12 protein-coding genes are annotated in these 12399 nt (G+C 60.2%); 9 read left to right on the forward strand and 3 right to left on the reverse strand.

The genetic code is table 11. The features are described 5' to 3' along the window. Positions 1 to 14: 14 nt before the first annotated feature. From BUA69_RS10940 to lsrA, 3 genes are read right to left on the reverse strand one after another with little or no spacing between them, the layout of a single operon-like run. Positions 15 to 1016: an ABC transporter permease subunit gene (locus BUA69_RS10940; protein WP_046136946.1), complete on the reverse strand. Its 1002-nt coding sequence runs from the start codon at positions 1014 to 1016 to the stop codon at positions 15 to 17. Then, positions 1013 to 2053, reverse strand: coding sequence for an ABC transporter permease subunit (locus tag BUA69_RS10945; RefSeq protein ID WP_046136945.1), 1041 nt, complete (start codon positions 2051 to 2053; stop codon positions 1013 to 1015). The genes BUA69_RS10940 and BUA69_RS10945 overlap by 4 nt, the downstream gene beginning before the upstream one ends. Further along, positions 2050 to 3525 carry an autoinducer 2 ABC transporter ATP-binding protein LsrA gene (gene lsrA, locus BUA69_RS10950; protein WP_046136944.1) on the reverse strand — a complete coding sequence of 492 codons (1476 nt, stop codon included), beginning with the start codon at positions 3523 to 3525 and terminating at the stop codon, positions 2050 to 2052. Before lsrA ends, BUA69_RS10945 begins: the two co-directional genes overlap by 4 nt. Before the next feature lie 300 nt (positions 3526 to 3825). Here lsrA and BUA69_RS10955 point away from each other — a divergent pair, with 300 nt between their 5' ends. The 9 genes from BUA69_RS10955 to BUA69_RS10995 all read left to right on the forward strand — a co-directional run bounded on the left by BUA69_RS10955 (position 3826) and on the right by BUA69_RS10995 (position 12354). Continuing rightward, the gene (locus tag BUA69_RS10955; protein WP_244547461.1) at positions 3826 to 4809 is read left to right on the forward strand and encodes a sugar-binding transcriptional regulator; all 984 of its coding nucleotides are present in this window, start codon (positions 3826 to 3828) and stop codon (positions 4807 to 4809) included. Positions 4810 to 4857: 48 nt separating this feature from the next. After that, a complete protein-coding gene (locus BUA69_RS10960; RefSeq protein WP_046136996.1) occupies positions 4858 to 6111 on the forward strand; it encodes a class II aldolase/adducin family protein in 1254 nt (417 codons plus the stop codon). Positions 6112 to 6142: 31 nt separating this feature from the next. Further along, on the forward strand, positions 6143 to 7696 hold the full coding sequence (gene lsrK / locus BUA69_RS10965; protein WP_046136942.1) for an autoinducer-2 kinase: 1554 nt from the start codon (positions 6143 to 6145) through the stop codon (positions 7694 to 7696). A 10-nt stretch (positions 7697 to 7706) separates the two neighbouring features. Then, positions 7707 to 8018, forward strand: coding sequence for an antibiotic biosynthesis monooxygenase (locus BUA69_RS10970; RefSeq protein WP_046136941.1), 312 nt, complete (start codon positions 7707 to 7709; stop codon positions 8016 to 8018). Positions 8019 to 8464: 446 nt separating this feature from the next. Continuing rightward, positions 8465 to 8899 (forward strand): hypothetical protein, encoded by a 435-nt coding sequence (locus BUA69_RS10975; RefSeq protein ID WP_046136940.1) that lies wholly within the window; start codon positions 8465 to 8467, stop codon positions 8897 to 8899. After that, a complete protein-coding gene (locus BUA69_RS10980; RefSeq protein WP_244468818.1) occupies positions 8896 to 10206 on the forward strand; it encodes a relaxase/mobilization nuclease domain-containing protein in 1311 nt (436 codons plus the stop codon). The genes BUA69_RS10975 and BUA69_RS10980 overlap by 4 nt, the downstream gene beginning before the upstream one ends. An 11-nt stretch (positions 10207 to 10217) precedes the next feature. Next, positions 10218 to 10721 carry a hypothetical protein gene (locus BUA69_RS10985; protein ID WP_046136938.1) on the forward strand — a complete coding sequence of 168 codons (504 nt, stop codon included), beginning with the start codon at positions 10218 to 10220 and terminating at the stop codon, positions 10719 to 10721. Positions 10722 to 10732: 11 nt separating this feature from the next. Further along, on the forward strand, positions 10733 to 10954 hold the full coding sequence (locus BUA69_RS10990; RefSeq protein ID WP_046136937.1) for a hypothetical protein: 222 nt from the start codon (positions 10733 to 10735) through the stop codon (positions 10952 to 10954). Continuing rightward, positions 10951 to 12354 carry a TraM recognition domain-containing protein gene (locus tag BUA69_RS10995; RefSeq protein ID WP_046136936.1) on the forward strand — a complete coding sequence of 468 codons (1404 nt, stop codon included), beginning with the start codon at positions 10951 to 10953 and terminating at the stop codon, positions 12352 to 12354. Before BUA69_RS10990 ends, BUA69_RS10995 begins: the two co-directional genes overlap by 4 nt. Positions 12355 to 12399: the final 45 nt, after the last annotated feature.

Consider the following 12399-nt stretch of genomic DNA (forward strand, 5'->3'; position numbering starts at 1 on the left):
TCTCTCTCCCTTTGTCATTTGCTCGCATGCAGTGCCGTCGGCCGTAGGAACGACAGCACGGATACACCGCCAGCGAGTTGACGCCCGCTGACGGCGATAAGAAGAAGGGCACCGGAAAGTGCTCCCGAAATCTGACTGGAAACGCCGCTCATCTGCAGGCCCTGTTGCAGGTAGCCAACCAGAAGCGTGGCGATGAGTGTACCGAATATCGTACCCTTGCCGCCGTAGACCGAGGCCCCGCCAAGCGCCACGGCTGTCACCGCCGACAACAGCGTCTGCGTGCCGAGATCGGTGCGCGCCGAGCCGAAATATGAGGTCAGGATCAGGCCAGCGATGGCGGCAAACACCCCGAGCAGGACGTAGGTCCACATCCGCACCCGATCGAGCGGCATGCCGTTGAAGAGCGCTGCCTTCTCGCTCAGCCCGACAAGATAGACCATGCGGCCAAAGCGGGTGAACTGCAGGATACAGCCCAGCAGAATCGCCTCGATCAGCAGAATCGCAAGCGGCATCGGCAGGCCCAGGAGGTGCATGTTGGCGATATCGGTGAAGAACTGCGGAAAGCCGCCGATGCCTTCATACCCCCCGGCCCCAATCGAGCCGGACAACACCACCGCAAGTCCAGAAAACAGATAAAGCGAGCCCAGTGTCACGACCAGAGGTTGGATGCGAGAGGTCAGGATGACCGCAGCATTGAACAGTCCGCACAGGCCCCCGGCTAAAACCGCAAGCAGCATCGCCACCGGCACATTGAGCCCGAAATGCACTGACACCCCGAAGACAATGGCGCAAAGCCCCACCACCGAGGCAAAGGATACGTCGATGCCTCCGGCGATGATCACCAGCGTAAGCGGCAGGGCGACAATACCGATCTGCACGAAATCGCTGGTCGAATAAAGCAGGCTGGACGGGCGCAGGAAACGCGGGTTGATCGCGCCGAAGATCAGGATCTCTGCAATCAGCAGCAAGACAAGAAAGCTCTCCCACCGCAGCAAAAAGCGCAGACTCGGCCTCATTGGTTCCCTCCTGAAGTGGTCAGACCGGGCGTAGCCTTGATCAGGCTTTGGCCTTTGTCGGTGGATGCATGATTGGCGTAGCGTTTCGCGCGGACGGACTTGTCGATCAGCAGCCGCAGGCGGCCATCGACGACCAGCACAAGCAGCAGCATGGCCCCGGCAATCAGGTCGTTCCAATAGCCTGGAATGCGCAGATAGATCAGCGCACTGTCGATTGAGGTCAGGAAGAATACGGCCACCACCAGACCGGCGACGGTGCCGCTACCGCCCAGCAGACTGATCCCGCCCAGAACGCAGGCGGCGATGACACGCAACTCGATCCCGGAACCAGCTTGACCGGGCAGGAAGCCGATCTGAGCGGCAAAGATGATTCCGCCGACAGCACTCATCAACCCCGCGAAAACAAACACAGACAGTTCAATGTGGCGTACCGGTAGACCGATATGGCGTGCCGCATCGCGGTTGTCGCCAACGGCATAAACGAACCGCCCCTTGCGGGTGTGCGAAAGGAACAGATGAGCCAGCAGCACAATCGCCGCCACGACAAAGATTAGAATTGGAAAGCCAGCAAATCGCGGGCTGGCCAAGGCCTTGAGGCTTTGCGGCAGGTTCTCGATCCACACGCCTCCGGTCAGGATCAGCAACAAGCCGCGATAGAGGCCAAGCGTGCCAAGCGTGGCGATGATGGCCGGAACCCCGATGACGGCCACCAGAACGCCGTTCAGCAACCCGGCGAGCAGTCCGGTAGCGAGTGCCCCCGCCATAGCGAGTGGCAGGGCCACCTCCGCCTGAAGCAATAGCCCCAGAACCGCCGCACTTAGCCCAAGCGTCGAGCCGACCGAGACATCGATGTTGCGCGTCAGCAGCACACCCATCACGCCAAGCGAAACCGTCATCATGATCATGCCGTTGATCAGGATGGTCCGCACCGTGGCGAAGGACAAAAAGCCGGGCGCGAAGGCACCGATCAGCGCAAAACTGACGGCGCTTATGACCAGCAGCGACGCGGTGCGGTTCTTACTAAAGAAGCGAATCAAAGCGACACCTCTGCCGAAAATGCAAGCTGGGCTATAGCTTTGACAGACACATCCGCCCCTTCCAGCACCCCGGACAGATGTCCATGCGCCATGACGGCCACCCGGTCGCAAAGCTCCTCGATCTCGTCGAAATCCGATGAGATGACGATGATCGCCGTCCCGGCCGCCGCCAACGCGAAAATGATGTTGTAGATGTCGGCGCGGGCAGCCACATCGACGCCGCGTGTAGGCTCATCCAGGATCAGAACCTGCGGCTTGGCGGCCAGGCAGCGGGCCATCAGCACCTTTTGCTGGTTGCCCCCGGAAAGACGCAGAACCTGCTGTTCGGCGCCGCGGCATTTGATACCAAGTTCGCGGATGAACGTTTCGGCCCGCTTGGTCTCAGCTGCCCCGGCGAAAAACGTGGGCAGGCGGTGCATGATGGCCGCCGAGACGTTCCAACTGATCGGCGCCTCAAGAAACAGGCCGTTCGACTGGCGGTCTTCGGGCAGATAGACCAGCCCTAGGTCGGCGCAGGTCTTTGGCGAAGGCTGCGCGATCTGGCGCCCATCCAGACGGCAGGTGCCGCTGGCAATCGGACGAAGGCCAACAATCGTTTCGGCAAGCTCTGTCCTGCCGGCGCCCACCACGCCTGCGATGCCAAGGATCTCGCCGCGACGCAGCGCCAGCGATACACCGTGAAATCCCTCTCCACCCAGACGGTCAAGTTCAAGCACGACCTCATCGGCCGCATGCGAAACCTCGTGTCTTGCCTTGTCGGCCACGGCATCTATCATCGCCGCGACGATACCGTCGTCGGAAATCTCCGACAGCATCCCCGAATGCACGATCACCCCGTCACGCAGCACGGTGATGACATCACAGATCTCGCGCACCTCGCGCAGCTTGTGCGAGATGAAGATGATGCCCATTCCTCCCGCTACAAGCCGACGCATCGTGGCAAAGAGGGCGCCGGTCTCCCGCGGAGTCAGGGCCGAGGTCGGCTCATCGAGGATCAGGTATGACGCGTCGCGGATCAGCCCGCGTAGAATTTCAACGATTTGCCGGTCGGCAATTTCAAGCGAGCCGGCGATTTCCTCAAGGTCGAGACAAACCCCCATTTCCCGCATGAAACCTTCGAGCTTGGCACTGAGGGCTGCTTTGCTACCCGGCACGCCGATCACGATATTTTCGTAGACCGTCAAGCTGGCAAAGACATGCGCCTCCTGCGGCACCAGATAGAGCCCAAGCATATGGGCCTTCTTGGCGCTGGCAGGGCGCAATTCCTGGCCGCGGATGAAGACGGCGCCGCGATCGGCATGGGCCAGGCCCGCAATCACGCGCATCAGGGTTGATTTGCCAGCGCCATTGCCGCCCAGCAGTGCGTGAATCTGCCCGCGTTCCAGCGACAGCGAAACCCCCTTCAGGACAGGAACCCCGGCATAGCCTTTCCACACGTCACGTACGCTTACCCCCGCGGCCTCCTCCGTCACCTTACCCCCCCATCGCCAAACTGTTCATATGTTACAGTGATGATCATAAGAACGGCAAAATCAATTTCCGGTCAAGCCCACCACGATCCACAGAACTCATCCATGCTGATGACCGCCTCGCCGGGATTTCGGATGCAAGACGCGCTCCGAGGGCTAAATTCCTCCCTTAAGTAGTGACTTCCTGCCGAATTTGACCCGAATTATTCCTCATCGACACTTCTTCGCGCGCGGCGAAGCCAACCCCACACGCGCCGGAATTTTTTCAGATTGAACTTCCCGGGGCGCTGGAAAAAAGATACAATGGCACAAACCAAAACATATGATCATGGATTTGGAGCTATCCGCATGTCCGATCAAAATTCAGACACACCGATGTCCCTGGATGAGGAAGAATTGCTGCCTCGGGTTGCGTGGTACTACTATCATGACGGCCTGACGCAGAACGCGATTGGCGAAAGGCTCGGGCTTTCGCGCATCAAAATTTCGCGGATTCTCGATGCCGGCCAACGCTCGGGCCTGTTGCAGGTCACGATCAATTCGAGCCTTCATGGCAGTTTTGAACTGGAGCGCGAAATCGCCGAGCGCTTCGGGCTGGACGAGGTGCGCCTGATCCCGACGCTTGAAACCGGCGTGACAAGCGAAAGGCTGGGCCAGGCAGCAGCACAATATCTGATGCAAAAACTGCCTTCCAAAAGCATGCTTGCCGTCGGGTGGGGCGAGATGGTCAGCGCCGCGATTCAACGGCTGGGGCACCTGTCGAACCAGCGGATGTTTGATCTCGTCGCCATGACCGGAGGCGTCCAAAGCTATGTCGACGGCCTGCGAATCATGGGGCTGGGCCGCAAAATCTATCTCGTGCCCGCACCTTTGGTGTGCAGCACGCAGGAACTGACGCGGCTGCTGATGGAAGAGCCGGATGTGATGAATACGCTCAACATGTCGCTCAACGCCGATTATGCGCTCATCGGCATCGGCTCGCTAAACGAAAATGCCAGCGTGCTGCGGGCGGGGCATATCCACCCTTCGGAACTGCCCGCCATGCGCCGTCTTGGCGCGGTCGGCGATGTGCTCTGCCGCTTCATCGACGAGAATGGCGAGGAATTGCCGCTGCCGATCCATGACCGGGTGGTGGGTCTGCCGCTGAAAAAACTGACCGCAACGACCCGCCTGATTGCGGCGGCGGCAGGCTCCGAAAAAATAGACTCGATCCGCGCCGCGCTCAATGGTCGCTTCATCAACATATTCATTACCGACGAGACCACCGCCGCTGCTCTGATGTCATAGGACGACAAGGGCGGTTTGGTCGCGGCACAACGGAAGAACTGATAGATGATACAATCCCGCTGGAACGAGCAGGAAGAAATCCGCCTGACCACAGAGGCGCGCAGCGATGCCGAACGCGACCTTGCCTTAAGGATCTATAGCGCGCGGCTGATTGGGGAAGACCCAGATCTCGTGCTGCATGGCGGCGGCAATAGCTCGGTCAAGCTCACGGTCACGGGTGCTGACGGGCAGCCGCAGGATGTCATTCACATCAAGGGCAGCGGCCATGACCTTGCCACCATTGGAGCCGAGGGAATGCCTGCCGTCTATGCCGCGCCTCTTGAGGAGTTTCGTACCCTCGATCGGTTGAGCGATCTCGACATGGTTGCCGGGTTGCGGCGCAATCTGATCGACCCAGCCGCGCCGACGCCGTCAATCGAGGCCCTGTTGCATGCCTATATGCCCGGCCGCTATGTCGACCACACCCATTCAACCGCTGCCCTCGTCATCGCCAACCAGCCCGACGCGGCCGAACTGGCGGCACGAATCTATGGTGATCAACTTACGGTGGTGCCCTATGTCATGCCAGGGTTTGAACTTTCTATCGCAGCAGATCGGGTGTTTCGCCGTGCGCCTGCGGGTAGCGAGGGGCTGTTTCTGGTCAACCATGGCCTGTTCACCCAAGGCGAGACTGCGCGTCAATCCTATCTTCGGATGATCGATGCCGTTCGCGCCGCCGAGACGTTTCTGGCAGATTGCGGCATCGTCGTCGGTCCGCCGGAAGCGCATGAGCCGGGCTATGATGCCGGAGCGGCGCCGGTTCGGGCGTTGCTGCAAGACGCCCTGGCTCCCAACGGGCTGGCGCATGTGCAGTTTTGCAGCACCCCTTCGCTGCGCACCTACAGCGCCCTGCCGGACCTGGCCGAGGTCAGCGCGCGGGGCACTGCGACGCCCGATCATGTCATCCGCACCAAGCCCTTTCCGCTGATATTGGAACGTGGTGCGAACAAGGAAAAGCTCACCGCAGCGCTGGATGATTACGCACAGCGCTACCGGGCTTATTTCGACCGCAACCTAGCCCTGACGGACGAACCGAAGACGATGCTCGACCCCTTTCCCCGCACGGTGCTGGTGCCGGGGCTTGGCGCCTTCGGCATCGGCAACACTGCCGTTGCGGCCGGGATCGTGGTCGAACTCGCGGAACAGACCGCCCGCATCATACTGGCAGCCGAAGCGCTTGGCCGCTATCACCCGCTTTCTGAGGCTGAACTGTTTCAGATGGAATACTGGTCGCTCGAGCAAGCGAAGCTGAAGAAGGGCTGAGCTTTGCCGCATATCAGGGAGAGAGAAAATCATGTTGATGGCCATAGATGCCGGCACTGGCAGTGCCCGGGCGGTCTTGTTTGAGGCTGACGGAACTGAAATTGCAGCCGCACAGGAGGAATGGCACCATCTTGAAGACCCGCGTTATCCCGGATCGAGCGACTTCGATATTGCGACGAACTGGGCGTTGATATGCCGCTGTATCCGCAAGGTGATGGCAATCTCGGGTCGAAAGGCCGAGGATGTTGTGGCGATCAGCGCCACCAGCATGCGCGAGGCCTTTGTCGCCTATGACGACAGCGGCACAGAAATCTGGGCTTGCGCCAATGTGGACAGCCGCGCTTCAAGCGAAGTGCGAGAGCTGACGCAAAGCAAGCCGCACCTGCAGTCGCAGCTTTATGAAATCAGCGGCCAGACCTTTGCCTTGGCCACACTGCCCCGCCTACTTTGGTTAAAGCGCAACATGCCCGGCGTTTTTGCCCGCGTCAGCCGTATCTCGATGCTGTCTGATTGGATACTGGCGCGTCTGAGCGGCGAATTGTTCAGCGACCCCAGCAATGCCGGAACGACGGGCCTGTTGTCGCTGAAGACCCGCGACTGGAACCGTCAAGCGCTGGAACTCCTGGAAATGCCGTCCGATGTCTTGCCGCCCATAGTTGAACCCGGGAGCGTGATCGGCAAGCTGACGCGCAAGGCGGCGGCGGAGACCGACCTGCTGCCCAGCACGCTGATCGTCGCCGGGGGAGGCGATTGCCAGATTGGCAGCGTTGGACTGAACCTGGTGCGCGAAGGCGATTGCGCAGTTTTAGGCGGCACCTTCTGGCAGCAACTTGTCAACGTATCCGACGGGCTGCGCGATCCGGCAATGGATCTGCGGATCAACCCTCACGCCATTGCTGGCTTGAACCAGGCCGAGGCCATCAGCTTCTTCGTCGGTTCGGCAATGCGCTGGTTTCGCGACAGCTTCGGACAAGAGGAATTGCGCAATGCCGGGGGTGATCCTTCGCGAGCCTATTCCCTGCTGGAGGCGCTGACAGTTGACATCCCCGCCGGCTCATATGGCATTTTGCCGATCCTGTCGGATGTTATGCACTATGGTCGCTGGTATCACGCAGCGCCGTCGCTGCTGAACCTGAGCCTTGATCCTGCCAGGTCAGGCAAAGGCGCCATCTTCAAGGCCTTGCAGGAAAACGCGGCGATTGTCGCCTCGCTGAACCTGCACCGTGTGTTTGCCCTGGCCAAACACACGCCCGACCGGGTTGTTTTCGCCTCCGGTGCCGCCAAGAGCGAGCGTTGGTGCCAGATATTGAGCGACGTGACTGGGCTTGCGGTCGTCGTGCCCAAAGTGACCGAGGCCACCGCCCTAGGCGGTGCGGCCGCCGCTTCCGTCGGGGCCGGTCTCTACGACAATCTGTGCGAGGCCAGCAGCGCCATGGTGCGCACCGAAAGGGACTACCAACCCAACCGCTCCCTTGCCGGGGTTTATGACGACGTACGTGAGCGTTGGCGGATCGCCTATGCTAGCCAGCTCGCCCTGGTGGATCAGGGCGTTACAACATCAATGTGGAAAGCCCCGGGGCTATAAGGAAACGCGAATGTTCGTGCAATTTGTTACCATCAACGTGAAACCGGGTTTCGCCGACCAGTTCGAGAAGGCTTTTCGCATCAACTTCGAGGGTACGCGGAAAGAACCGGGAAACCTGCGTTTCGATGTCCTGCGCAGTCAGGACGAACCGAACCGATATACCATTTATGAAGTGTTCCGTGACGAGGACGCGTTTCAGGCACATAAACAATCCGAGCACTACGCCGAATGCGTGCGCCTGATCGACCCGATCATCGTACTGCCCCGGCCAAAGCAATATTTCGATGCCGTGATGATCGATCTGGCCGGCACGGAAAACTGAGCGGCGGTCCGCCGCGGTAAACCGCGCATCCCCCATCGCGAACAGGGCTCGTCCGTTCCTATGTTGATTCCCTCACTTCGGGATCGGGGCAGAATTTGCCGCAATGCTCGACGCCAGGCACCCGGTACCCCGACAGAAAACCTTTCTGCGGCGTACCCGGCTTCGTCAACGCATCCTCTCCTTCGCATCACTTGCGAGGGAGTGAATAGCCCCGCGCACCCCGCACCAAGAGCTCACCATCCAGCAACATAATTGCTATTGACGAGTTAAACCTCCGGCGAGCCCGATGCTGCAAGCATCACAAGCAGGTCGTCTACTATCGCTATGTGATAGAGAAGAATGGCGCGCCTCGACCTAGAAACTTCGAACGAATTGTTCGAGGTTCTGGCCGACTGGAACACCTATCTTGAGCACCGGAAGCTTGATGCCAAGCCTCCGGTGCCGCCATGTCCATAAACGAGCAAAAGGCTGTTCGCGAAGTCCGGCTCAAGACGGCTTTCGGACCTGTATCAGCGAAAAAGCGTCCCGCTCCCTTCTCCCTGAGATTGAGTGAGGCCGAACGCGCCCGCCTGGCTGCTGAGGCCGCAGGCGCTCCCTTGGGGGCCTATATAAAAGCCAAAGTGCTCGGCGATGCCCCAGTGCAGCGGCTGCGCCGGACGGGCCTATCCATACAGGACCGGGAGGCGCTGGCGCGGGTGTTGGCGCTGTTGGGTAACTCTGAAATCCCCAGTCAATTGGCCCAGCTCTCATTTTACGCAGAGATCGGTTCGCTCCCCATCACCCCCGAAATCCAGTCCCAGTTGTCGGCTGCGCTCAGTGACGTGCAGGAATTGCGCGCGCTGCTGCTGCGGGCGCTCGGCATGCAGCCGGAGAGCGAATGATGATCCTCAAAGGTTCACAGCGCAGCGGCGGGCAGAACCTCGCCGCTCATCTGCTCAATATCAACGATAACGATCATGTCCGGCTGCATGAGCTGCGCGGTTTCGCTTCGCGCGATCTCAAGGGCGCTTTCAAGGAAGCTGAGGCCGTCGCGCGCGGGACGAAATGCCGACAGTATCTGTTCTCGCTGTCTTTCAGCCCGCCCTCTTCCGAGAGCGTCACGGTGGAGCAATTCGAAGAGGCGATTGGCCGGGCTGAAACAAAACTGGGACTGGATGGCCAGCCGCGCGCCATCGTCTTCCATGAAAAAGAAGGCCGCCGCCATGCGCATTGCGTGTGGTCGCGTATTGATGCGCAGACCATGACTGCGCGCCAGATGAGCTTTTTCAAAACCAAGCTCTCTGGTCTTTCTCGCGAACTCTATCTTGAGCATGGCTGGAAAATGCCACGCGGCCTCGAGAACGCGGCAGAGCGCAATCCGGTCAACTTCACCCTGGCGGAATGGCAACAGGCAAAACGCCAGGACATTGATCCGCGCTGGCTCAAATCCACCTTGCAGGACTGCTGGCAAAGATCGGACAGCGCTACTGCGCTTAATCAGGCTTTGCAGGAACGCGGCTTCTTCCTGGCGCGCGGTGATCGGCGAAGCCATGTCGTGCTCGATCATCGCGGCGAAGTCTGGTCGCTACCGCGCATGCTGGGCCTCAAAACCAAAGACGTCCGAGATCGGCTCGGTGATGGCGAAAACCTCGGCACGGTTGAGGACGCAAAAAAGCAGATCGCCGAAAAGATGACGCCTGCGCTGCGGCGTCATGTCGAGGAATCCCGCGCGGATTTCAAAGAGCGGGACAGCCAGCTCAAAAACTACCGCGCAGAGATGGTGCGGCTTCAACGCAAGGTCCGCGATACGCTGGAAAGTCAGCACGCCCAGGAGTGGCAGGCGGAAACCCGCGCGCGGGCTGAACGCCTGCCCAAGGGTCTGCGCGGCCTGCTGGCCCGGCTGACTGGCACCTACAAGAAAATCAAAAGCCAGAATGAAGCCGAGGCCAAAGCGACAAGCGAGCGGCAGGCGGTGGAACGGCAAAAGCTCATCGAACAGCACCTAAAGCAGCGCGCCGTCCTGCGAGAGCGCGAACAGGAACTGCGCCAGCAGCAGGCCGAACGCCTGTCGGCGCTGCGCAGCGATATTGGCCGCTATCTCACGATGGGCCGGAGTGAACCGCCGCGCCGGGATCGCGGCGAGAGCAGACGCAAATCCGAAGGCCGCGCAGATCGCAGCGCGTCCACCAGCTTGAAACTCACACGCTAGGAGAAGCGAAAATGGCTAGAGGCGGAGCGGACGTTGTTATCCTCCTGATCCTGTTGGCGGTCATCGCCTGGGTGATCTCGATTGTGCTTGTGGCGTTGATGTATCTGGCGATGGGCATTGCTGCCCTTGCGGCCTTCATCGCCTTTACCTGGACATTGTTGTGCCTGATCGCCTGGCGAAATGGCCTCCGTCTCGGACGTATCTACATAGACGCTGGCAATGCGCGCGCATTCATCGTGCGCGGCGTGCTCGGTGCCGTGAGCGTTCCGGCATTTTTGCTGCTGGCTGAGTACCTGACAGACCTCACCGTCAAATGGGAGTACCTGACCTACTACATCGCGGGTGGGTACACCGTGTTCTCAGTCGGCTTTGAGTACTTGGTCGCACGTCATATCAGCATGCCCTACGTCGATGAGGACGATACTATTTCGCTGCGGGCATCGCGCCAGCAAGAAGTCCTGCCGCCGCCGTCGCAGCCCCGGCTTACTCGCTATGCCAGTTGGGACGACGAATAGGGGCGCGGCGCATGATCCTCGATGACATCTACCGTGTTTATTGGATGCTCAGATCCCACGGCGAGCAAAAGCGCGCCTGGCGCGACGCGGCGCAGGCCCGCATTGCCAGGGACCGGGCCGAAGCGCAGGCGGCGGCGCGTTTGCAGGACATGCTGAACGCCAATCCCAGCGGCGCGCTCGGCAAGGCCACAGTGAATGACAGCAAGGCACTCAAGAAGGGCGGCTTGCTATGAGGCGCGGGATTGAACTCGGCTTCTTCAATGGCCGGGCCATTGTCTATGACGGCACCGAACCTGTTGCCATCGATGCGCAGGCGGGCAAAGGCAAGCTGACCCGGTTTCTCGGGGTCAATCTTGTCTCGCCGCGCACGGCGCACCTGACCAAGATCATCACCGATCCTAAGGATGCAGAGCTGGCGTGGGTGTCCTGGAAGACGCTGGAGCGGCAAGGCTACCGCGTGCGCTTCATCAATCCAGGCCGCCTCTATGGCTATCCGTCAGAAACCTACAATCTGGCAACGCGCGTGCTGCAAGTTGCCGCCCGGCCTGAACTGCATGGCATCCTAGGAGAGGCCGCCTATGACGCCGCCAGTTATCTCGTACCGCTTGATCCCAACGCCAACCACCGCTGGATCGGTCAAGGTGTGCGCTCGGCCTTCGCGCTCTATTACAAAATCACCGCGCTACTTCCCTTGAACCGCTGGCCGTGCTCGCCAGGCGGCTTATGGGATTTTTTCGGGCGCAGCCGTTTTGACATTGGCGATGATTTGCTTGAATGGGCGGAGAACCCGCACCTCGCCAATGAGGCGGGCATGTGCCGCCAGATCGCAAGCCTGACTGAATCCACCGATCAATGGAATGCTTATGCCTCGCTTATCATTGAGCGGTTGCAGGGTTTCCAACCCGGCTCTGCGGGCCGCTCCGTCACAGAAGAAAACTCCTTCGATCCGGCAGAAATGAAGAGCGAGCGCACGGCGCTTTTCATCATCGGTTCGGCCCGCTCAGAAGCCAGCCGCACCTTTGTCGGTGCAATGGCTGCCGCCATCATTGAGCGCTTTGCCGACGCGCCTGGCCCGCTGCGCGCGCTCGTCGTTGGGGAAGAATGGGGACAGCTCTATGTGTCGAATTTCTGGGAAATCCTCACCCTCTACCGACAAGGCGGTATCAATTTCCTTGGCGTGTTTCAGAACGCTGCCGCCCAGATTGAAAACCGCTACAGTAAGGAATTGGCGCGCACCTGGAAGAAGGCAGTTGCGCACACGCTCTATCGCGGTCTGCCGGATTCGGACACCATGCGCGATATCGAGCACCGCTCCGGGCGCACCTCGGTCATGGTGCGCGGCTTCAACGTCAACGCCAATCAGGTAAACGGCTCGGGTGACACACTGTCAGAGCAATCCCGTCCGCTGCTCCAGGTCGAAGATATCCGCGCGGCCACTGGCGGCGACACCTCCCTGCTCGACGCGCGTGACCTGGGATTTTTCACAGTGAATACTCCCAACTTCTGGGAGAGGCCGGAGATGGACGGTTATCTGCGGGATGTGCGGCTGAAGCCGGATAAGTATCAATGGCTGGAGCAGACACAGAGCCCTTTGCCACTACCTTCGGCAGCGACCGACACCGATCTGAGCTGATGTGCTTGGGGCGTGTGCTTGTGTCCGTTATTGGGGCCATTCGGA

The sequence above is a fragment of the Devosia limi DSM 17137 genome, assembly GCF_900128975.1.
Lineage (GTDB): Bacteria > Pseudomonadota > Alphaproteobacteria > Rhizobiales > Devosiaceae > Devosia > Devosia limi.